This is a genomic window from Sorangiineae bacterium MSr12523, from assembly GCA_037157775.1.
GTDB lineage: Bacteria > Myxococcota_A > Polyangia > Polyangiales > Polyangiaceae > Pendulispora > Pendulispora brunnea.
In genome coordinates, this window is record CP089982.1 from 8,784,580 (window position 1) to 8,808,743 (window position 24,164).

The window sequence follows — 24,164 nt, forward strand, 5'->3', positions numbered from 1 at the left end:
ATTTTCATATTCAGCGACCCGACCGTAGAAGTTTTCTTTTGGGCGTGCGCCAACGGCGCTTCCCCCATGGCGTTCTGTGACGTTGCAACGCAAACGCCCCCGGCCGGCCAGCGATCCTGACTGTTGGAGCCCCAAATCGGATCCAGCTCGCCCATTCCGGATTCTTTGAATTTTCGGACTTGGCGCCGAGGACACTATGGAATCGAACGAATCGCGCGCACGCGCGCTGACGACCGCTCCGTCCACAGAGCCCGCGACCCTGATTGAATTGCTTCAATGTCGCGCGAGCGAGCGCTCCGCATCCCACGCGTACACCTTCCTCGCGGACGGTGAATCGATTGAGCATTCGACGACCTATGGCGAGCTCGATCGGCGAGCCCGTGCCATCGCGGGCGCAATGCAGTCGTGCGCGCGGCCCGGCGATCGCGTGCTCATCGTGTTGCCGCCCGGGCTCGATTTCATCGCGGCGTTCTTCGGCTGCCTCTACGCAGGCCTGGTCACGGTCCCCGTGCCGCTACCCCAGCGGCGGCGTGGCCTTCCGCGCCTGCTTTCGATCGTTCGCGACTGCCGTCCCACGGTCGCCTTGAGCAACGCCCCACGGCCGCCCGGGTTCGACGATCTGCACTGGGTAACCATCGATTCGATTGGCGACGGCGCGGAGGACGCATGGCGGCCGCTCCCCATCGAGCCGGGAACCTTGGCCTTCCTCCAGTACACATCGGGCTCGACGGGCACGCCCAAAGGTGTGGCGCTCACCCACGGCAACCTTCTCCAGAATGAGCGGATGATCCAACGCGCGTTCGGGCAGTCCGACGAAAGCGTGATCGTGGGGTGGCTGCCGCCGTACCACGACATGGGACTCATCGGGAACATCCTGCAGCCGCTCTACGTGGGCGCGCCCTGCATCCAGATGACGCCCGAGCACTTCTTGACGAACCCGCTGCGCTGGCTGGCGGCGATCTCGCGCTACCGCGGGACGACCAGCGGTGGTCCGAACTTCGCGTTCGATCTCTGCGTGGACAAGATCGCGCCGGAGCAGCGCGAGGGGCTCGATTTGAGCTCGTGGACGGTGGCCTTCAACGGGGCGGAGCCGGTGCGCAAGGCCACGCTCGATCGCTTCGCGAAGGCGTTCGCGGGCGCGGGGTTCCGGGCCTCGGCGTTCGTTCCTTGCTACGGACTCGCGGAGTCGACGCTCCTCGTGAGCGCACGCACGCGCCAAGCGCCCCCGATTGTGCGCACGGTCGAGCGCGCGGCGCTCGAGCAGGGGCGCGCGGTGCTCGCCTCGGACGACAACGGTGCGGTTGCACAGCTGGTCGGCTGCGGGCCGCATGACGATGCGATCGTGAAGATTGTCGATCCCGCGAGCGCGGAGCCTCGTGCGGCCGGCGAGGTCGGGGAGATTTGGGTGACGGGCGGGAGTGTGGCCCAAGGCTACTGGGGACGACCCGAGGAGACGGCGGCGTCGTTCGGAGCGCACCTTGCATCGGGTGAAGGCCCCTTCCTGCGGACCGGAGATCTCGGCTTCGTCGACGATGGAGAGCTCTATGTCACGGGGCGGCTCAAGGATCTGATCATCGTCCGCGGGCGAAACCTGTATCCGCAGGACATCGAGGCTTGTGCCGAGGCGAGCAGCGCGGAGTTTGGCGGCGGTGGTGCGGCGGCGTTCGCGGTGGAGGTGGGCGGTGAGGAGCGCCTCATCGTCGTCGAAGAGTGCCGCACGCGCCCGGCGGAGGACTTGGCCCGCGCAGGGGCTCGCGTCCGCGAAGCAATTGCCTCGGAGCACGAGGTGGCCGTCTTTGCCCTGGTGTTCATCCGGCGCGGCAGCCTTCCGCGCACGACGAGCGGCAAGGTGCAGCGACGGGCGTGCCGCGAGCGCTTCCTGAACGGGGAGCTTGCGACGCTTTGGCGTTGGGAGAGTTGGGAGGCTTCCAAGGATTCGTCCACCGCGCAGCCGTCGCCCGAGGAGCGGGCGCTGACTGAGACCGAGGCGGCGTTGGCACGGATCTGGACGGACGTGCTCCAGTGCGGGCGGGTGACGCCGGACGATGCGTTTCTCGAGCTGGGCGGCGATTCGCTGAAGGCCATGCAACTGAGCGCACGGGCGAGCGAGGCCTTCGGTGTGGAGGTCGGCCCCGCGCAGGTGTTCGACACGAACACCGTGGCGGCGCTCGCAACGTGGATCGAGGCGCAGCAGAAGAGCGACGGGCAGGTGGGCCCCGCCGCCATCGTGGCGCGCCCGGAGCGCCTTCCGCTTTCGTTCGTGCAGGAGCGCCTCTGGTTTCTCGAGCGGCTCGTCACGCCCGCGCCCGTCTACCAGATCGCGGGCGGTCTGCGCTTTGCCGGCGCGCTCGATCGCGAGGCCCTCGAGCGGGCCGTGAATGCCGTCGTGGCCCGGCACGCCGCCCTGCGCACCTGCTTCACGACGTGGGAAGGGCGCCCCTGCCAGACGATCCTGCCGCATTCTCCGATGGCGCTGCCCATCGAATCGGGATCATGGCAACCCGTCGCACTGGAGGGTGCGCCGGTCCGCTTTGCGCTGTTCGAAACAGGGGCAGACGAGCACGTCCTCACGCTCACGGCCCATCACCTGGTGGTGGACGGCTGGTCCTTGACGATCGTGCTCCGCGAGCTGCTCGAGCAGTACGCCGCGTTCACGACGGGCCATGATGCGGCATTGCCGGCAACCGAGAGCGCGTTCGCGGACGAAGCCCTCGCGCAGCGAACCCCGGAGCGCGCACGCGCGTGGGAGCCGCAGCTTCGCTACTGGAAAACGCAGCTCGCGCGGCCGGTGCCGCCCCTCGAGCTTCCCAGCGATCGACCTCGCCCGCCCATCCAGACGTACGCCGGCGCGCGCGAGACGTTCGTCCTTTCCAGCGAGCTGGTGGAAAAGCTCACATCCTTGGGGCGGCAGCACGGGGCCACGCTGTTCGCGACGGTCACGGCCGGCCTGTTCGCGCTCTTGCATCGCTACACGGGGCAGTCGGATCTCTGCCTCGGAACACCGGTCGCGGGCCGCGCACGCCCAGCGCTCGAGGAGGCCGTCGGCTGCTTCATCAACACGCTCGCCTTGCGCGTGGATCTCGGAGGCGATCCCGCGGCGGCGGAGTTGCTCGCGCGCGTGCGGCGGACCGTCGAGCAAGCGCAGGAGCACCAGGACGTGCCCTTCGAGCGCGTGCTTCAAGAGCTGCCGCTCGTTCGCGATTTGAGCCGTGCGCCGCTCTTTCAGGCCATGGTCTCGATGCAGCCTCCCCTGCCCGCTTGGCCGGCGCTGCCCAATGTGAGCTTCGCCGTGGAGCAGTTCGATACGCGCACCGCGCAGCTCGATCTGGCCTTGGATCTCGTGCCCGCCGGACGCGAGCTGCGCGCCGTGTGGGAGTACAATACGGATCTTTTCGAGGCTGCGACGATCCGCGAGCTCGGGGAGCGACTCCGCCGGGTTCTCGAGCAAATCGTCGCGCGCCCGGACGCGCCGCTTTCCGAGCTATCCATTCTGACGGAGCGCGAACGCGCGCAGACTTTCGGCGCGCAGCCGCGCATCGCGGTTCCGCCGCTCTGCGTGCACGAGCTGTTCGAGGCGCAGGCCGCGCGACAGCCCGACGCGGTGGCGCTCATCGCCGGCTCCGAGCGATGCACGTACGGGGAACTCGACCTGCGCGCCCGTCGCCTGGCCAGCTACCTCGCGAGGCTCGGCGTTTCGGCCGAGGTGCGGGTCGCCGTCTATTTGGATCGGTCGATCGATCTGGTGGCCAGCGTGTTGGCGATTCTCAAGGCGGGCGGCGCGTACGTTCCGCTCGATACGAGCCATCCGGCCGAGCGCGCCGGCGCCACGATGCAAGACGCGGCCGTTTCCACGGTGATCACGCGAGCGAGCCTTGTCGGCCGCCTCCCGGCGCTTTCGAACGGCGTCCACGTCGTGGACCTGGATCGGGTGGAGCTGCCCGAGCCCGCGGCGCCGAATCGCACCGCGCTCGATGGCCTGGCATATATGATACATACATCGGGCTCGACGGGCCGGCCCAAGGGCGTGATGGTGAGCCATCGCACCTTGGCCAACGCCTTCGCCGCCTGGCAAGAGGTGTATCGGGAGAGCGAGCTGCGCTTTCTGCAGGTCGCGAGCCCCGCCTTCGACGTCTGGACCGCCGATTGGGTCCGGGCGCTCTGCTCGGGTGGGTCGCTGGTTCTCGCGCCCTTCGAGGCATCGATCGACGCCGCGGCATTGGCAACGTTGGTGGAGCGCGAGGCGGTGACCGCGCTCGACGTCGTTCCGGCGTTGGCCAAGCCACTGATGGCGCACGCCGAGCGACTCGGCAGCCTTCGATTGCTCATCGTTGGCTCCGACGCGTGGTCGATGCGCGACTACATCGAGCTGCGCCAGCGCCTCCCTTCCACGACGCGCCTTCTCAGCGGCTACGGCGTGACCGAAACGACCATCGACAACGCGTTCTACGAGCCGAGCGATCTCGCCGAGGCGCACGCCGGCCGAGGCGTTCCGCTTGGTCTCGCCTTCCCGAACACGCGACTTTACGTCCTCGATCGCCATGGCTCGCCACTGCCCGACGGTGCTGCGGGCGAGCTGGCCATCGGCGGCGCGGGTGTGGCGCGCGGCTATTGGAACAACCCGCGACTCACGGCGGAACGTTGGAGGCCCGATCCATGGAGCGACGAGCCGGGCGCCCGCCTGTACGTGACGGGCGATCGCGTGCGGCGACGCGCGGACGGCGTGCTCGAGTTTCTCGGGCGACTCGATCACCAGGTGAAGGTGCGCGGGATGCGCATCGAGGTCGGCGAGATCGAGGCCTGCCTGCGCCGGCACCCGGAGGTGAACGAGGCCACGGTGATCCTCGCCGAGGGCGCCGCGGGGGAGAAGTCTCTCGTCGCGTACGTGACCGGCACGGGTGACATTGCGGCGCTGCGTGCTTATCTCCGCGCCCACCTGCCCGAGGCGATGGTGCCGTCGACCCTCGTTCGGCTCGAGGAAATGCCCCTCGGGCCCAACGGCAAGGTCGATCGCAGCCGTTTGCCTGCACCCGCCGACGAACGCGCCCCTGCGCGAACGACGACCTCGGCCCGCACGGAGCTCGAGCGAACCATTGCGGAGATCTGGGAACAGGTCCTCGCCGTGCGGCATCCCGGCGTGCATGAGAACTTCTTCGACATCGGCGGGCACTCCATGCTGCTCACCGAGGTGGCCACCCGTCTCCGGGAGCGGGTCGGCCGCGACATCCCGGTGTTGCTTCTCTTTCAGCACCCGACGATCGCCTCGCTGGCGGCGGCGCTTTCCAATGATGAGACAGCGCCATCCCATTCGGACGAGCGAACGCGCGCACATGCCGCAGGAAGCGACGTCGCGATCATCGGCATGGCGGGACGGTTTCCCGGTGCCCCCGACGTCCGCGCGTTCTGGCGCAACCTCTGCGCCGGCGTCGAATCGATCGCCACGCTCACGGACGAGGAGCTCCTCGCCGCCGGCGTGGATCCCACACTCGTATCCAATCCGCACTATGTCCGAGCCCGCGCGGTGCTCGATGGGATCGATCGCTTCGACGCAGGGTTCTTCGGCTTCTCGCCGCGGGAGGCCGCCCTGCTCGATCCGCAGCATCGACTCTTCCTCGAATGCGTGTGGGAGGCCTTCGAAGACGCGGGCTACGATCCCGAGCGCGCGGGCGGACGGGTCGGGGTCTATGCGGGCTCGAGCCTCAGTGGCTACCTCTTTCATCGGTTTCCCGAGGGCGTGCGGCTCGAATCCGCGGAGGATATGGCGGCGCTGTTGGCGCTCGACAAAGACTTTCTCACCACCCTCGTTTCGTACCGACTGAACCTCGAAGGGCCGAGCGTGGCCGTTCAAACCGCGTGCTCGACCTCGTTGGTGGCGGTGCACCTGGCATGCAGAGCGCTGCTCGGCGGTGAATGCGATCTCGCCGTGGCCGGTGGCGTGTCCATCACCGTGCCGCAGACCGCCGGGTTCCTCTATCAAGAGGGCGCGATCGGTTCGCCCGACGGCCACTGCCGCGCCTTCGACGAGCGCGCCCAAGGAACGGTGTCGGGCAGCGGCGCGGGCGTGGTGCTTCTCAAGCGACTCGACGATGCATTGGCCAATGGGGACTCCATCGTCGCCGTGATCAAAGGGTCCGCGATCAACAACGACGGACGCAAGAAGATCGGCTACACCGCACCCCGTGTCGACGGCCAGGCCCGCGTCATCCGAGACGCGCACGCGGCCGCCGGCATCACCGCGGACTCGGTGGGCTATGTCGAGGCCCACGGCACCGGCACGCCGCTGGGCGATCCCATCGAGATCGCGGCCCTCACGCAGGCCTTCCGCGCCAGCACGGAGCGCACGGGCTTTTGCGCCATCGGCTCGGTGAAGACCAACGTCGGGCACTTGGACGCGGCGGCGGGCATCACGGGCCTCATCAAGGCCGCCCTCGCGGTGCGAGAAGGCCGGATCCCACCGAACCTGCACTTCGCGGCGCCGAACCCGGCCATCGACTTCGAACGCAGCCCCTTTCGGGTTGCCACCCGCCTCCTCGATTGGGAACCTTCGGGTCCACGCCGTGCGGGGGTCAGCGCGTTCGGTCTCGGTGGGACGAATGCGCACGCCGTCCTGGAGGCGCCGCCCGCCGTGGTGCAGGCCGAGGAGGCCGAGGACCGGGCGGAGTTGCTCGTCGTGTCGGCTCGCTCAGGCAACGGGCTTGCCGCGGTGAGCGATGCGCTTGCCGCACGCCTCGAGGACGACGCGACCCTTCGCCTGGCGGATACCGCATTTACCCTGCAAATGGGCCGGCGCGCCGCCTCCCATCGCCGCGCGATCGTCGCGCGATCGAAGGCGGAGGCCATCGCCGCCCTGCGCGCGGATCGCGCAGCGTCGCAGGCCCAAAGTGCGGTCGGAGAAGCTCCGCCCGTGGTATTTCTGTTCTCCGGGCAGGGCAGCCAGAGCGCCGGCATGGGGCGGGAGCTTTACGAGAGCGTGCCCGCATTCGCGCGCGCCATCGATGACTGCGCGCGCCGTCTGGAGCCGATCCTCGGGCTCGATCTGAAACGGGTGATGTTCTACGAGACGGAGGAGCTCGACCGCACCTCGCTCACCCAACCTGCGCTCTTCGTGCTCGAGCATGCGCTGTCGCAGCTTTGGGCGTCGCTGGGCATCGAGCCCGAGGCGATGATCGGCCACAGCGTCGGCGAATACGTGGCGGCTTGCCTCGCGGGCTGCTTGAAGCTCGACGACGCGCTCGGACTGGTCGCCGCGCGCGGCCGTTTGATGGAAGCGACGCCCGCGGGCGCCATGCTGGCCATCCCCGCGTCCGAGGCCGATGTCCAGCGTTGGCTCGGCGCCGAGGTGTCCCTTGCGGCGGTCAATGCGGACGGCCAGTGCGTGCTCTCGGGCTCCGTTTCCGCGATCGAGCAGGTCGAGCGCGAGGCCGCGGCCGCGGGACTGCAGTCGCGGCGACTCCGCGGAGAGCGCGCCTTCCACTCGCACCTGATGGACGGCGTGCTCGATGCGTTCCGGGACGTGGTGGCGCGCGTGTCCTTCTCCGAGCCGCGCGTACCCTGGATCTCCAACGTGACGGGCACGTGGATCACGGCGGCGCAGGCGCAGGATCCCAACTACTGGGTCCAGCATTTGCGCCAACCCGTGCGCTTCGCGGAGGGCGTCCGGGCCCTGGCCACGCGGCCCGATCGCATCGCGCTCGAGATCGGCCCTGGACGAACGCTGACCGGTCTCTGGCAGCGGACCGCCGCGGGCCAGGCGCTGGCCTCGATGCCCTTTCTCGAAGCCGCCGGCAACCTCTGGGTCCTGGGCGCGCCAATCGATTTCACCGCGCTCGCGGGCACGCGGCGTGGTCGGCGGGTCTCCTTGCCCGCCACGCCCTTCGAGCGGCAGCGGCACTGGCTCGAACCGCGCCCGCGCAAGGCCTCGAACGCGCCGGCCCCCGCGCGATCGTTGAACGACTGGTTCTACGCGCCCTCGTGGAAACGCGCACCGGCCGCAGCGGTGCAAGGCGTGGACACGGGCATGCACTGGATCGTCTTGGGCGACGACGGTCCGCTCGTCACGCGGCTCGTTGCGACCCTCTCGACGGCGAGCGTCCGGGTCACCCGCGCGCGCAGCGGCCCCGCCTTCGCGAAGACGGGCGCGCACGATTTCGTGCTTCGGCCCTCCGCGGTGGACGACTACCGAGCCCTCGCCGCTGCATGTGCGACAAACGCGACCGCCGCGACGCACATCGTGCATGCCTTCGCGCTCGGCGATGCAAGCGAGGGCGCCCTCGACGCAGACGCATTTCTTCGCGCGCAAGAACGCGGCGCGGCCAGCGTCATGGCCGCGGCGACGGCCCTCGGCGCCGCGAGGCTTCTGGTCCTTGCGCAGGGTTTGCACGACGTCACCGGTCGCGAAATCCTGCACCCCGAGCACGCACCGCTGGTCGGCCTCTGCCGCACGCTTTCCCTCGAGTGGCCTCGCCTTCACTGCCGTCTCGTCGACCTCGAGAGCGCCGACGACGACGCCATCGTGCAAAGACTCCTCGCGGAGGCGCGATGCGCCGAGGAAGAACCCGTGGTCGCCTTGCGCGGTGCGCATCGCTGGCTTCCCACGGTGGCGCCGATCCGGATCGAGGAAGCGCCCCGCGGCGCAGGTCTTCGCGAACGGGGCGCGTACCTCATCACCGGGGGCCTCGGAGGCATCGGGCTCGCCCTGGCCGAGACCCTTGCGCGAACCGTGCGCGCGCGGCTCGTGCTCACGGGCCGATCGGAGCCGACGGACGAGCAACGCCAGCGCGTGCATCTCCTCGAGGGAATGGGCGCAGAGGTGCTCGTGGTACGCGCGGACGTGGCCGACGTCTCGGCCATGCGCGACGTGCTCGCTCAGGCGCGCGAACGATTCGGCCCGCTCGCGGGGTTGATTCACGCGGCCGGCATCGCGGGCGGTGGCCTCCTCGGAGGCCTCACCGTGGAGTCCTTCGTCGGCGAGCTGCGCGCCAAGGCGCTGGGGGCGCTCGCACTCGAGGAGGCGCTGCTGGAGGAGGCGGATGCGCCGCTCGACTTCGTCCTCTATTGTTCGTCCCTCACGTCGTTGAGCGGGGGCGTCGGGCGAGCCGGCTACGCGGCGGCCAACGCGTTTCTCGATGCCTTCGCGCAGAGCCTCGGCCGGCGCACCGCGCGAAAGACCCTCTCGGTGAGCCTCGATCGCTGGCGCGGCATCGGCATGGCCGCACACGCCGCCGCCCGACTCGAAGCCATGGGCCTCTCCCTCGACAACGGCGCGACGGAAACGCCCGCCATGTCCGTGGCCGAGGGACAAGAGGTCTTCTCCCGGCTCATCGCCCAGCCCGCGGCATCCCACGTCATCGTCTCCACACAGGCCCTCGACGGATTGCCGAAGGACGACGAGGGCAAAATCCTCATGCGCCATCTCGGTGCCGAGACTCCCAAACCGGCCCCCGAGAAGGTCGCCTCCCTCGATGGCCTCGAGGAGCGCATGACCACGATATGGGCGGAGGCCTTTGGCGTCCCGCGCATCGACCCGCGGAAAGACTTCTTCGCGCAGGGCGGCGAGTCGTTGGTCGCGCTGCAGATCCTCAATCGCGTTCGCGACGTGTTCGGGATCGCCTTGTCGCTTCAGGACTTCTTCGAGCGGCCGACGGCCCTCGGTCTCGCGGAGCGGGTGCGCACGCTGCGGGCCGAGCCTTCGGCGCCGCCGGCCGAACCCGCACTGGTGGCACTGCCTCGAAGCGCCGCGCGACGCATCAAGGGGCGCAGCGAATGAAGACCTCCGGCTCCCTCCTGCGAGGCTCCTGGCCCGTCGTGGCTTGCGCCATCGGCGCGGGTCTCGTCAGTGGCCTCTGCGGCGCCGCGGTGATTGGCCTCGTGCACGACGCCATGTCCCGTGAGGCCGCAGCCAGCGCAACGCGCGACCGGCTGATGACGAGCTTCGTCGGGCTGACCCTGCTGGCGGTGGTCAGCAAGGGGATCTCGGAGGTGCTCCTCACCCGGCTGGGGCAATCCATCGTGGGCGAGGTCCGCAGGCGGCTCGGCCGCAACATCGTCGAAGCGCCCCTTCGCCAGATCGAGACACTGGGCTCCCATCGCCTCTTGGCGGCGCTCAACGACGACGCCCTCGTCATCACCCAGGCCTACGTGCAGCTGCCCCACATTTGCGTGTGCGCCGCGACCATCCTCGGTTGCCTTCTGTACCTCGCCTGGATCGCCCGCTCGGCGTTCCTCGTGGTCCTGGCCGCGATTGCCGTCGGCGTCGCCCTTTTTCGCCTTCACGAATCGGGCGCTCTGCGCTTCTTCGAGCGCGCACGCGAAACCAGCGACACCCTTTTTCGTCATTTCCGCTCGCTCACCGCGGGCATCAAGGAGCTGCAGATCAACCGCGGACGGGGCGAGGCCTTTCTGACCGATTCGTTTGGTCAGAGCCTTTCCACCTACGAACGCGACTTCGTGGCGGGCATGACCCGATACAGCTTCGGCATGGGCTGGGGCGGCCTCTTGTTCTACGCGGCGCTCGGCGTCACGGTGTTCGTTCTTCCCGGTGCGACGGGCCTCTCGGCTTCCGCGGTCGCGGGCGCGACGTTGACCCTCCTGTACCTGATGGGCCCCGTCGCGCAGCTGGTGGAAATCGCGCCCTCGGCCGGTCGCGCCGCCGTGGCCTTTCGCAAGCTCGACGAGCTAGGCCTCGCGCTCGCGGCGCACGACGAAGCCGACCGGGTGCGACCCGCCCTTCCGGCGAGCACCTTCGCATCGAGCTGGCAGCGCATCGAGCTATGCGGCGTCACCCACAGCTACATGCGCGAGTACGAGGAGACTACCTTTCGACTCGGCCCCATCGCACTCGGCTTTCGCCCGGGCGAAATCGTCTTCCTGGTGGGCGGCAACGGGAGCGGCAAGACCACGCTCGCCAAGGTGCTGCTCGGGCTCTACACGCCCGAGGCGGGCGAGCTTCGCGTCGACGGCATCCCCATCGATGCGTCCAACCGCGATCAGTACCGTCAGATCTTCTCCGCCGTCTTCGCCGACTACCATGTCTTCGACGAGCAGCTCGGCCTCGGCAATGCCCACGTCCGCGAGCGCGTGGCCGGGTACCTCCAGAGGCTCAAACTCGACCGCCGCATCACCATCGAAGACGGCAAGCTGCGCTTCGATGGGCTCTCGACCGGCCAGCGCAAAAGGCTGGCATTGGTCGCGGCGCTGCTCGAGGACCGCTCCTTCTTTCTCTTCGACGAGTGGGCGGCCGATCAGGACCCGGAATTTCGCAGGGTCTTCTACCGGGAGTTTCTCCCGGAACTGCGGGCGCAGGGAAAAACTGCGCTCGTCATCAGCCACGACGAGCAGTACTTCGGCGTCGCCGATCGCTGCTTGCACATGGACTTCGGCGTTCTCTCCGAGGTCGCGGTCCCGCCAGCGCCTGCGCCGGGGCCAGTCGTCAGGGTCATGAATTGAGGCGCACGCCATGGACTCCATGGAAAGGAACACGCCGTGAACGTACCTTCGTTGCAGAGCTCTTCGCCTTCCCATTCGGGACACATCCCGAACAGCGTCTACCTCGAGCAGCAAGCGGCGCGCGAATCGAACGCGCGTAGCTACCCGCGCGGTTTGCCGCTCGCACTGGCGAGTGCCAGCGGCATCTACGTCAAAGATGCGGACGGGCGCTCGTACATCGATTGCCTCGCTGGGGCGGGCGCGCTCGCGCTCGGGCACAACCACCCGCTGGTCAAGGAAGCGCTGGTTCGCGCGATTTCCCAGGACCTGCCCATGCAGACGCTCGATCTGACGACGCCGGTCAAGCACCGCTTCATCGATGACCTGATCGGGCTTTTGCCCCCGCGATTCGCCGAGCGGGCGCGCATCCAGTTCTGCGGGCCCACGGGTGCCGATGCCATCGAGGCCGCGCTCAAGCTCGTGAAGACGGCCACCGGCCGGCGCTCGGTGCTGGCATTTCGCGGGGCCTACCACGGCATGACCCATGGCGCGCTGGCACTCACCGGGAGCCGCGGCCCGAAGGAACACGTCGCAGGGCTCATGCCCGATGTTCACTTCCTGCCCTATCCCTATGCGTACCGGTGCCCGTTCGGGGTTGGCGGCGCGGAGACCGGACGCCTGGCCAGCACCTTCGTGGAGCGACTGCTCGACGATCCGTACAGCGGCATCGTCTCGCCCGCGGCGCTCGTCGTCGAGCCGGTTCAAGGCGAGGGCGGGGTCATTCCCGCACCGCTCACGTGGTTGCAAGAGATCCGCAGGATCACCCGCGAGCGCGGCATTCCCCTGATCCTCGACGAGGTTCAATCGGGCCTCGGCCGCACGGGGGCCATGTTTGCCTTCGAGCACGCGGACGTGGTGCCGGACGTGCTCGTTCTCTCGAAGGCCATCGGCGGCGGCCTTCCGATGAGCGTCGTGCTCTACGACAAGGATCTCGATCGCTGGGCACCGGGCGCGCATGCCGGCACGTTCCGCGGCAACCAGCTCGCCATGGCCGCGGGCATCGCCACCATCGACGCGATTCGCGAGCAGCGGCTCGATCGCCACGCCGGCGCGATGGGCGAGCGCCTCCGCGAGCACCTTATGGCCATTCAAGGTCGCTCGCGTTGCATCGGCGACGTGCGCGGACGCGGGCTGATGGTCGGCGCCGAGATCGTCGATCGTGAGCGCGAGCCCGATGCCGCGGGCGCACACCCGGCCGCGCCCGCGAAGGCCCGGCTCATTCAATCGGAAGCGCTGCGGCGAGGTCTCATCGTCGAACTGGGCGGCCGAAACGACACCGTCGTGCGCTTTCTCCCGCCGCTCATCGTCACCGCGGAGCAGGTCGACTCCATTGCCACCATCTTCGACGAGGCGGTGCGGGCAGCCGAACAGGCGTCATGACCCGCACGCGCGCGAGATGGCGGCGCCTCGTGCTCTGGGCGGCCGCCACGTTGGGCGGCCTGCTCCTCGCCGCCGTGGGATTCGTCACGTTCACCTTGCGGGCGTCCCTGCCCGAGTTGGACGCGAAGGTGACCGTCGCAGGCCTCGCCGACACCGTCACGGTGACCAGCGACGAGCATGCGATCCCCACGATCCGAGCCGCGTCGCGCGAGGACGCATGGCGCGCGCTCGGGTACCTCAACGCGCGCGATCGACTCTTTCAGATGGACCTTCAGCGCCGCCAGGCCGCGGGCCGCCTCGCGGAGATCTTCGGACGCGATCTGCTCTCGATGGATGTACAGAGCCGCACCTACGGCTTCGACCGACTCGCGTCCCTCATCGTCGCACGCCTCCCTGCCCCGCAGCGCGCCGCGGTCGAGGCGTACACGCAAGGAGTCAACGCCTACCTCGCGCGCGGGCGTACGCTCCCCTTCGAGTTCCAGCTGCTTCGCTACCACCCCGAGCCTTGGCGGCCGGAGGACAGCGCACTCGTCGCCCTCGGCATGTTCCAGGTTTTGAGCAGCAGCGAGGATCAGGAGCGAACCCATAGCGTCATCGCCCGCTGCGTGCCGCCGAACGTCGCCGACTTCCTCTCGCCCGACAGCGATCGCTACACGCGGGCACTCTTGGGCGCGCGGATGGAGGAGAGACCGTTGCCCGTCCGCGAGCTTCACGCGCTCGCCGCGACGCCCCCCGGTCCGGGAAACGAACCGGTGCTCTCGGCCAGCGCGGGCGAGGCACCGAAGGGCTCCAACGGGTGGGCCGTCGCGGGCACGAAGACGCAGGATGGACGCGCCATCCTCGCCAACGACATGCATCTCGATCTCGGCGTGCCCAATGTTTGGTACCGCGCCACGCTTCGTTACGGTGAGCTGGAGATCTCCGGGGTGATGCTGCCCGGGGTGCCCGCCGTGATTGCGGGGTCGAACGGTCACGTCGCCTGGGGGCTCACGAATCTCGAGGGCGACGTGTTCGACCTCGTCCAGCTCGAGACCGATCCGCAGCACCCCGACGCGTACCGCACGCCGGACGGGTGGAAGCCGTTCGAGGTGGAGCAAGCCGTCGTGAAGGTGCAGGGCGAGGCCGACGTAACGACCCCGATTCGCCGCACGATGTGGGGCCCGGTGGCCTCGCGCAAGCTCCTGGGCCGGGACGTGGCCGTGAAATGGACGGCCCTCGATCCGGAGGCCGTGGATTTCGGCCTGCTCGAGATGGACGGCGCACGCACGATCGAGGACGCCGCCGCCGTGATGAACCGCGCGGGAAACCCGCCGATGAATGCCATGCTGGCCGACGAGAAGGGGCGGATCGGCTGGACGATGACCGGGCGCATCCCCCGTCGGCAGGGATTCGACGGCGAGGTGAGCGTCTCGTGGGCGGGCGGCAACGACGCGTGGGGCAGCTACGTCGCGCCGACGGCGATGCCGCGCCTTCTCGATCCGCCGTCGGGCTTCGTGGTGAACGCGAACCAACGCATGCCGATCGGGCCCGACGTGCCTGTGCTCGGCCACGACTTCGTCAACGGTTACCGCGCCTACCGAATCACGGAGCGGCTGCGGGAGATGCCCAAGGTGACCGAGGGCGACATGCTCGCCGTTCAACTCGACACGCGCAGCGAGCCGTTCGACATCTACCGCGACGCGGCACTGGCGACGCTCGACGATGCTGCGGTCGCGGCCAATCCGCGGCTGGGCGAGGCCCGTGCGGCGCTCGAGGCGTGGGATGGTCGCGCGGATGTCACGAGCCCGGGGTTCGCGTGGCTCGTTTCGTTTCGGCGCGTCCTCGCCAAGGAGATCTTCGGCGCATGGCTCGGTGCCTGCCGCACCCTCGAGCCGGAGTTCCAATTCGACCTCGGGGACATCGATACCCCGATGCAGCGGCTCCTCACCGAACGACCGAGCAGCCTCGTCCCCCCGCCCGCCCCGAGCTGGAACGACTTCGTGCGCGCGTCCCTTTTGAAGGCGCAGGACGAAGCCAAGAAACGCTACGGCAAGGACCCCGCAAACCTCGCTTGGGGCGAGGCCAATCACGTGCAGGTCCGCCACCCGCTCTCGGACGGGGTGCCGCTCTTCGGCCGATGGCTGGACATGCCCGCCGAGCCCCTCGCCGGCTGCGGCTCCTGCGTGCGCATGGCCGCGGGCACGCTTGGCGCGAGCGAGCGCCTCGTCGTCGCGCCCGGGCATGAGCGCGATGCCATCCTCCACATGCCCGCGGGTCAATCCGGTCACCCGCTTTCACCCCACTACGGCGACCAACAGGCGGCGTGGGTTGCGGGCCGTCCTTTGCCACTGCTGGCGGGCGCCACCCGCGCGACTTTGACGCTCGCACCAACCCAAGGAGAAAAACGATGAGCGAAGAACACGACGATACGACGACGTACAAAGTGGTGGTCAACCACGAGGAGCAGTATTCCATCTGGCCGGAGTACCGCGACAATCCTCTGGGCTGGCGCGACGCAGGCAAGAGCGGAACGAAGTCCGAATGCCTGGACCACATCGCCACGGTTTGGACCGACATGCGGCCCCTCAGCCTGCGCAAGCAGATGGAGGGCAAGACGTCGTGAGCTTCGGCCCCTTCCCGAGCATCGTGAGCCCGAGCGGGCCGGGCGATCTGTCGGACTTCGCCGAAAGCATCCGCGCCGCCGTGGAAGAGCACCTCGCGAGGCAGGGGGCCGTTCTCTTCCGCGGATTTCCCGTGCGCGGCCCCAGTGACTTCGAGCGCATGGTCTCGTTCGTCACGCCCGATCTCCTGGAGTACACCTTCGGCTCGACGCCGCGCTCGCAACTGTCCGGGCGCATCTACACCTCCACCGAATACCCCGCGCACCAGCAGATCCCGCTGCACAACGAGCAGTCGTACACCACGGAGTGGCCGCTCAAGATTTGGTTCTACTGCGCCAAGCCCGCGCTCGAGGGCGGTGAGACCCCGCTCGCCGACAGCCGCGAGGTGTTGCGCCGGATCCCCACGCGCATCCGCGAGCGCTTCGTGGCCAAGAAGGTCATGTACACGCGCAATTACGGCAACGGCCTCGACGTCCCCTGGCAAAAGGTCTTCGGCACGGAGGATCCCAAGGTGGTCGAGGGCTTCTGCCGGGACGCGGGCATCCTTTGCGAGTGGAAGGACGATGGTGAGCTGCGCACGCGGCAGATTTGCCAGGCCATCGCCACGCACCCGCGCACGAAGGACGTGGTCTGGTTCAATCAAGCGCACCTCTTCCACGTCTCGAACCTCGAGCCGGCGGCGCGCGAAGGTTTGCTGGCCGTCTTCGCCGAGGACGAGCTGCCCCGCAACGCCTTTTACGGCGATGGCACGCCCATCGAGGACGGTGTTCTCGACGAGATTCGCGAGGTGTATCGGCAGGTCGCCGTGGCGTTCCCGTGGCAAGAGGGCGACGTGGTGCTGGCCGACAACATGCTGGTGGCGCACGGCCGATCGTCCTTCAAAGGGCCCCGCCAAGTGCTGGTGGCCATGGCCGAATCGTATCGTCCCGAGGAGGGAGCTTCGACGTGAGCGAGGATCTGTTCGTTTTCCCAATGAGCTTTGCGCAGGAGCGACTCTGGCTTCACGGGGAGCTCGAGCCCGAGAGCACGTCGTACAACATGGCGGCGGCCGTGCGGCTCGATGGCCCCCTCGACACGGGCCTCGTGGAACGATGCGTGACCGAGATCGTGCGCAGGCACGAAGTTCTGCGCACGACATTCGAGGCGGTCGATGGCCAACCCTCGCAAGTGATTCACCCGGAGAGCGCGCAGCGTGTGCCGGTGGTCGATCTGAGCGGACTGGCGGCGAGCGAGCGCGAGCCGGAGGCGCGGCGCCTGATCGAACGCGAATCACGGCGCCCCTTCGATCTGGTGAACGGCCCGCTGCTGCGGCTGCTCCTGTTGCGTATTGGACCCAACGAGCACGTGCTCGTGTGGGTGGTGCACCACATCGTATTCGATGGCTGGTCGACCCACCTGGTCCTGCAGGAATTCGCCGTGTTGTATGCGGCGCTCGCGGCCGGAAAACCGTCGCCGCTGGCCGATTTGGCGCTGCAGTATGCGGACTTCGCGGATTGGCAACGCCGGCGCGCCGAGGCGGGGGTCCTCATCTCGCAGCTCGCCTACTGGAGTCAGAAGCTCGCCGGCCAAGATGGCATTCTGGAGCTGCCGACGGATCGCCCGCGGCCCGCGATCCAGCGTCACCGGGGAGCGCGCTACTTTTTCCGAGTGCCCGGTGAGCTCGTGGACCGGCTGCGCGATCGGGCGAAGCAGCAAGGGACCACCCTGTACACGGTGTTGCTCGCGGCGTTCCAAGCCGTGCTTGCGCGTTACACGGGGGCGACCGACATTGCCGTCGGCACGCCGGTCACCAACCGAAACCGGGCGGAGCTCGAAGGGCTCGTCGGCTGCTTCGCCAACACCGTCGTGCTCCGTACGGATCTCGGTGGCGATCCGTCGTTCGTGTCCCTGCTCGGGCGGGTGAAGGACACCGTGCACGATGCGCAGGCGAACCAAGACGTTCCGTTCGATCGCGTGGTCGAGGCCGTGCGCCCGACGCGCGACTTGAGCCACGCTCCGCTATGCCAAGTGCTGTTTGCGCTCCAACCCGCGCTGGGGGAGATGCCGGCGATCCCGGGGCTCACGATGCGCTTGCTCGATCTGGATGCGGGCGGCGCGCAGTTCGATTTGTCCCTCGAGTTCGCGCCCGACGACGATGGTCTGGCCGGCGCGATCGAATACGACATGGACTTGTTCGACGAGCCCCGCATCGCGCGATTCAGCACGCACGTGCGCCGTGTGCTCGAAGGCGCCGCGGCGAACCCGGACGCGCGCCTCTCCCAATTGCCGATGCTCGCGCCCGAGGAGCGCAGCCAGCTTCTCGGCTGGAGCGGCTCCAACGACGTGCCGCGCCCCGCGACGCGTCGGGTGCACCGCATGTTCGAGGAGCAAGCTGCGCGCACCCCCGACGCGGTGGCCCTCGTCCATGACGAGCGGCGCATGACGTACGGGGAGCTCGACCGGCGCTCCCGGCAGCTTGCGCATCGTTTGCAACGATGCGGCGTCGGCTCCGAGAGGAGGGTCGGCGTGTGCCTGCCTCGCTCGATCGGCATGATCGTCGCCGTGCTCGGCGTGCTTCGTGCGGGCGGCACCTATGTGCCCATCGATCCGAAATACCCGCGCGAGCGCATGGCCCAGTTGATCGAGGACGCGGGGGTTTCCGTCGTCATCGCCGAAGGCCACGCCGATTTGCCGCCGGGTGTGGACACGCTGGTCCTCGATCCGGCGCTCGGGTGCCTCGATGGGGAAGCGGACGTCGTTTCGCCGGAAGATCCCGCCCTCGAACAGGCCGCGTACATCCTCTATACGTCGGGCTCGACGGGGGTGCCCAAGGGCGTGGTGGTCGCGCAACGGACGCTGGTGAGCTTCGTCGAAACGGCGGCCGCGCACTATGCCATCGCGCCCGGCGATCGGGTGCTGCAGTTCGCGGCCCTGAGCTTCGATGCGAGCGTGGAGGAGATTTTCCCCTGCCTGGCGCGCGGCGCGACCCTGGTGTTGCGCACGGAAGAAATGCTCGAATCGGTGGCCACGTTCCTCGACGCGTGCGAGCGCTGGGGCATCACCGTGCTGGACCTTCCGACGATGTATTGGCATCGCGTCGTGGCGGGCCTGGAGGAGGGACTCACGGTGCCTGCCTGCTTGCGCCTGCTCATCATCGGTGGCGAGGCGGCCCTGCCGGAGCGGGTGAGCGCGTGGCGGGCCTCGGCCAGCGCGGCGCACGTTCGCTTGCTCAACACGTACGGCCCGGCCGAGGCCACCGTGAGCGCGACGGTCAGCGATTTGACGGTGACCGATCCGCGCGATGCGTGGGCAACCTCCATCGGGCGCGCCCTCGCGGGTGTGCGCGCTTACGTGCTCGATGCCGCGGGGGAACCGGTTCCCGTCGGCGTGATGGGCGAGCTTCACCTGGGCGGACAAGGCCTTGCGCGCGGGTACTGGCGACGTCCCGATCAAACCGCCGCGCGCTTCGTGCCGGATCCGTTCTCGGGGCGGCCGGGCGAGCGGCTCTATCGGACCGGCGATCGCGTCCGCTGGCGCGACGATGGACAATTGGAGTTCGCCGGCCGCGTGGATCATCAGGTGAAGCTGCGCGGCTTTCGCATCGAGCCGGGCGAGATCGAGACACAACTCGCCGCGCACCCCGGCGTGCGCGAGGCGATCGTGCTCGTGCGGGAAGACCTCCCGGGCGATCGCCGCTTGGTCGCGTACGTCGCGGCCGATGCCACCGTGGAGCCGGAGGCCCTCCGGCGCGCCCTGAAGGAGCGGGTGCCGGACTACATGGTGCCATCGTCGTTCGTGGTACTCGATCAGCTGCCCCATACGACGCACGGCAAGGTCGACCGGCGCGCATTGCCGGCGCCAACCATCGACGCCGAGCGCGCAGCCACGGCGCCGACGACCCATGCGGAAGCGGTTCTTGCCACCGTGTGGACGTCGCTGCTGGGAAGACCCGTGGGGACGCGGGAAAACTTCTTCGAGATCGGTGGCGATTCGATCCTGGCGCTGCAGGTCGTCTCGCGCACTCGGGCCGCCGGGCTCGCGATCACGGCGCGGCAGATCTTCCTCCATCAGACCATCGCCGAACTGGCGACGGTCGCGGAGCCGCTCTCGGAAACACCCGCGGGCGCGGAGCGGCCGGAGGGCGAGGTTCCCCTCACGCCCATCCAGCGCTGGTTCTTCGCGCAGGGCGCCGAGAACCCGCACCATTGGAATCAATCGTTCTTGCTCGAGCTGCGCCAGCCCGTCGTGTTCGAGGCGCTCGAGACCGCACTCGCCGCGGTGGCGGAGCATCACGATGCCCTGAGGCTACGTTTCACCCGCACCGCGAGCGACTGGCGGCAAGAATACGCGCCGGCGTCGCGCGCGGTGCTCGTGCGCGCGGACACCCTCGAGCATGGGCAGTCGCAGCTTCATCTGAGCGACGGGCCCCTGCTCCGTGCGGTGCTCCTCGATCGCGGTGCGTCGCCTGCCCAGTTGCTGCTCGTCGCCCATCACCTGGTGGTCGACGCGGTCTCCTGGCGCATCCTGCTCGAAGACCTGCAGCTCGCCTATGCGCAGCACACCTCGGGTGAGGCGATCCAGCTTCCCTCGACGTCCAGCGCCTTTGGCACGTGGGCGCGTCGGCTTGCGGTGCATGCCCAGTCGGAAGCGATCCTGCAGCACGTACCCGCGTGGCTCGAGGTGCCAAGGCCTTCGCTTCCCGTGGACGATCCCGCGGGCGCCGCCATCGAGGGGGAAACGGTGCGCCTCACGGAGCGTCTCGACGTGCAAGCGACGCAAGCGCTGCTCGAGTCGGCCCCCGCGTACCGCATGCGCGTGGAGGAGGTGCTGCTCGCGGCCTTTGCCGGGGCCCTGGCGCAGTGGACGAAACACGACGCGGTGCTCGTCGAGCTGGAGGCGCACGGGCGCGATGTGCTCGATGATGTCGACGTCTCACGCACAGTCGGGTGGTTCACGTCGGTCTACCCAGTACGGCTGGAGATCCCGGCCGACGCGGCGCCCGAGCACGCGCTCCGCGCGGTGAAGGAACGACTTCGCAGTCTGTCGCCCATGCGTGGGAGCTACGGACTGCTGCGCCATCTCACGAATGACCCGCGTGCGCAGGCGATCCGCGAGCAACGCGCACCCGAGGTGAGCTTCAACTACCTCGGACAATGGGACGATCTCTTCGCGAAAAGCCCGCTCTTCGCATTCGCCGATGCCGATGCTGGCCCCGAACGCGATCCCAGATCTCCCCGAGGCTACGAGCTGGAGATCGATTGCGCCGTGGTCGGCGGCCGCCTGCGCGTGACATGGAGCTACAGCGGCGCGCGCTACCGGCGCGAGACCATCGAGCGGCTGCAGCAGGATTTCGCCGCGCGCATCCGCGACCTCTCGAACCATGCACTCGAGGCAGGCAAACGCGGCGACGTACCCTACTCGCCATCGGACTTCCCGCTTGCACGACTCGAGCAGGCGACCTTGGACCGCGTGCTGGCCGCCCGGCGCGACGTCGAGGACGTGTATCCTTTGAGCCCACTTCAGCAAGGGCTCCTCTTTCACAGCTTGTACGAGCCCGGCTCGGGCGTCTACGTCGAGCAGGTGACCTGCCGGCTGGAGGGGGCACTCGACCCGGACGCGTTCCGCCACGCATGGGAAGCCGTCGTCGAGCACCACGGTGTGCTGCGCACGACCTTCCTATGGGAGGGCGCCGACGAGCCGCTTCAGATCGTCGGGCGCGCGGCGGCGATCGACATTGGCATCGAGGATTGGCGCGACCTCGGCGTGGACGAGCATCGCCCGCGGATCGAGGCCCGTCTCGAGGCCGATCGCGCGAAGGGGTTCGAACTCGGGCAGGGTCCGCTCATGCGCATCTCGCTCCTGCGCCTGGAGGACGATGTCCACCTGGTTCTCTGGAGCCACCATCACCTCGTCCTCGACGGGTGGTCCGCGGCCCTCGTCCTGCGCGATGCGTTCTCCGTCTACGATGCCTTGCGCTCGGGGCGGACGGTCTCGTTGACGACGCGCACGCGTTACCGCGACCACATCGCGTGGTTGCACGAGCACGATCCCGACGCGGCCAAGCCGTTTTGGCAGCGCACCTTGGAGGGCTTTCACGCGGCCACGCCGTTGCCGCTCGAGCGGGTGCAGGCGGCCGACATTCCCACGGGACAGGGCGTGGAAGCGCTGACGCTCTCGGGGTCGGCCACGGAGCGTCTCCAGCGCTTCGTGCAGCAGCAACGGCTCACGCTCAACACGGTGGCCCAGGGCGCGTGGGCGTTCGTGCTCGGTCGCACGGCCCGCGTCGACGATGTTCTCTTCGGCATCACGGTGGCCGGACGACCGGCGACCCTGCCCGGCGTGGAAGGCATGGTGGGGCTCTTCATCAACACGCTCCCCCTGCGCGTGGCCGTGCCGGCATCCACGACGGTGGCGGACTGGCTGCGCGATCTCCTGACGCGCACCACGGAGCTCGGCGCCTACGAGCACACGCCCCTCGCCCGCGCGCGGGCTTGGAGTCCCCTGCCCTCGGGCCAGGCCCTGTTCGAAAGCCTCTTGGTCTTCGAGAACTACCCCGCCGATCCGCGCGCCTACCAAGGACTGCCCGGGCTCGCGGTGCGGGATGTCGAGTTCACGGAGCAGACGAACTACCCGCTCACCCTCACGGTCATCCCCGGGCCCGAGCTCCGGCTCCGGCTCTCGTACGACCTACGCCGCTTCGACCAGGAAGGTGCATCGCGGTTGCTCGGCCTCGTCGAGGCGGCGCTTCGTCAGTTGAGCAGCCGCCCCGAGGCGCGGGTGGGCGCGCTGTCGTTGCTCGGCGAATTGCACGATCGGCGCACCGTGGCCAAGCGGAACGCGACCGAGCGCCCGTATCCGAGCGACCGACTCGTGCACGAGCTCTTCGAAGCGAACGCCCTCGCAAAGCCCGACGACGTCGCGCTCATCTTCGACGAGCGAAGCCTTCGTTACCGCGAGCTGAACGAACGCGCCAATCAGGTCGCGCACGCCCTGAGGCGCTGCGGCGTCGGACCCGACGTGCTCGTCGCCATTGCGATGGATCGCTCCGTGGACATGGTGGTGGGCCTGCTCGGCATCCTCAAGGCCGGCGGTGCCTACGTGCCCATCGATCCGGAGTATCCGGCCGACCGCATTGCCTTCATGCTCGAGGACGCGGGAGCACCGGTGCTCCTCAGTCAATGGCCGGTGGCTTCGCGCCTGCCCGCGCATCGGGCCCGTGTGATCTGCCTCGACGCGGACCGAGCCACCATCGAGCGCGAGCCCACCGAAAACCCGGGCGTCCACGTGGCACCCGAGAACCTCGCATATACGATTTACACTTCGGGCTCGACGGGCCGGCCCAAAGGCGCAGGCAATAGCCATCGCGGTCTGCTCAATCGACTGCAGTGGATGCAAGAGCGCTACGGCCTGACGACCTCGGACCGGGTGCTTCAGAAGACGCCTTTCAGCTTCGACGTCTCCGTGTGGGAATTCTTTTGGCCCCTCATGACCGGCGCCGGCTTGGTCGTGGCCCGCCCCGGCGATCACCGCGACGGTGAGCGCCTGCTCGAGCTCATCACGCGGCATGACGTCACGACCGTGCACTTCGTTCCTCCGATGCTCCAGGCCTTTTTGGAGACCCCGGGCGTCTCGGGGTGCCGTTCGCTCCGGCGGGTCATCTGCAGCGGTGAAGCGTTGCCCTCCGAGCTCGCACGGCGCTTCTTCGAGCGGCTTGGTGCGGAGTTGCACAATCTCTACGGTCCGACCGAAGCGGCCATCGACGTAACGGCGTGGGCCTGCCGGCCCGAGGACGACACGGCATCCGTGCCCATCGGCTCGCCCATCGCGAATGTGCAGACGTACATCCTCGATCGCCAAGGCCACCCGGTGCCGGACGGTGTGGCCGGGGAGATCCATCTGGGCGGTGTCGGACTGGCCCGCGGCTACCACCGCCGGCCGGAGCTGACGGCGGAGCGGTTCATCCCCGATTCGTTCGGGACGGCGCCGGGAGGGCGGCTGTATCGGACGGGCGATCTCGCGCGCTATCGACCCGATGGCGCCATCGAGTTCCTCGGGCGGCTCGATCACCAGGTGAAGATTCGAGGTCTGCGCGTGGAGCTCGGCGAGATCGAGGCGCGCCTGCTCCAACACCCCGATGTCCGCGAGGCCGTCGTGGTCGCGCGCGAGCAAGCCCACGGCGGCAAGAGCCTCGCCGCGTACGTGTCCGCGGCCGCGCCCTTGGAGCCCGAGGCGCTTCGCACCTGGGTGGGCGAGTGCCTCCCCGCGTACATGGTGCCGTCGCGCATCTTGGTGCTCGATCGGCTACCGCTGTCGCCGAACGGCAAGGTCGATCGGCGTGCCCTGCCGGCGCCCGATGCAGTGGCCGCGGCGAAGCGCCCGTATGCACCGCCGCAGACCGAGGCCGAGCGCATCTTGGCCGAGATCTGGGCGGTGCTCCTCGTCCAAGAGCGCGTCGGCATCCATGACGACTTCTTCGAGCTGGGTGGCGACTCCATCATCACCTTGCAGGTCATCGCCCGGGCGGCGCAGCGCGGTTTGCGGCTCACGCCCAAGCAGATGTTCGACCATCCGACCATCGCCGAGGCCGCGGCGTTGGCCGTTCCACTGGCCGTCGCATCCACCGAGAACGCGCCCGCCCAGGCGCCTGCGGCGGCCCCTGAACCCCCTGACGCTGGCTTGTCCCCCGAGGAGTGGAGCGATCTCCTGGACGAGCTCGAGAGGTGA

At 68.7% G+C, this 24,164-nt stretch carries 7 protein-coding genes; all 7 read left to right on the top strand.

What is annotated here, in order from left to right:
• Positions 1-196: 196 nt before the first annotated feature.
• The 7 genes from LZC95_34460 to LZC95_34490 are packed head-to-tail and all read left to right on the top strand — an operon-like array spanning position 197 to position 24,164.
• On the top strand, positions 197-9,763 hold the full coding sequence (locus LZC95_34460; protein ID WXA91549.1) for an amino acid adenylation domain-containing protein: 9,567 nt from the start codon (positions 197-199) through the stop codon (positions 9,761-9,763).
• Positions 9,760-11,442, top strand: a complete 1,683-nt coding sequence (locus tag LZC95_34465; protein WXA91550.1) for a cyclic peptide export ABC transporter — start codon at positions 9,760-9,762, stop codon at positions 11,440-11,442. The genes LZC95_34460 and LZC95_34465 overlap by 4 nt, the downstream gene beginning before the upstream one ends.
• 36 nt (positions 11,443-11,478) lie before the next feature.
• Positions 11,479-12,861 carry a diaminobutyrate--2-oxoglutarate transaminase gene (locus LZC95_34470; protein ID WXA91551.1) on the top strand — a complete coding sequence of 461 codons (1,383 nt, stop codon included), beginning with the start codon at positions 11,479-11,481 and terminating at the stop codon, positions 12,859-12,861.
• On the top strand, positions 12,858-15,251 hold the full coding sequence (locus tag LZC95_34475; protein WXA91552.1) for a penicillin acylase family protein: 2,394 nt from the start codon (positions 12,858-12,860) through the stop codon (positions 15,249-15,251). The genes LZC95_34470 and LZC95_34475 overlap by 4 nt, the downstream gene beginning before the upstream one ends.
• Complete coding sequence (locus LZC95_34480) at positions 15,248-15,463, top strand: MbtH family protein (GenBank protein WXA91553.1); 216 nt, start codon at positions 15,248-15,250, stop codon at positions 15,461-15,463. Before LZC95_34475 ends, LZC95_34480 begins: the two co-directional genes overlap by 4 nt.
• On the top strand, positions 15,460-16,410 hold the full coding sequence (locus LZC95_34485) for a TauD/TfdA family dioxygenase (protein WXA91554.1): 951 nt from the start codon (positions 15,460-15,462) through the stop codon (positions 16,408-16,410). The genes LZC95_34480 and LZC95_34485 overlap by 4 nt, the downstream gene beginning before the upstream one ends.
• Positions 16,407-24,164, top strand: coding sequence for an amino acid adenylation domain-containing protein (locus LZC95_34490; protein ID WXA91555.1), 7,758 nt, complete (start codon positions 16,407-16,409; stop codon positions 24,162-24,164). Before LZC95_34485 ends, LZC95_34490 begins: the two co-directional genes overlap by 4 nt.

What these genes read in the sequence shown, in the direction of transcription:
- LZC95_34465 (WXA91550.1), top strand. Translation starts at nt 9,760, where the DNA reads ATGAAGACCTCCGGCTCCCTCCTGCGAGGCTCCTGGCCCGTCGTGGCT.
- LZC95_34480 (WXA91553.1), top strand. Translation starts at nt 15,248, where the DNA reads ATGAGCGAAGAACACGACGATACGACGACGTACAAAGTGGTGGTCAAC.
- LZC95_34460 (WXA91549.1), top strand. Translation starts at nt 197, where the DNA reads ATGGAATCGAACGAATCGCGCGCACGCGCGCTGACGACCGCTCCGTCC.
- LZC95_34475 (WXA91552.1), top strand. Translation starts at nt 12,858, where the DNA reads ATGACCCGCACGCGCGCGAGATGGCGGCGCCTCGTGCTCTGGGCGGCC.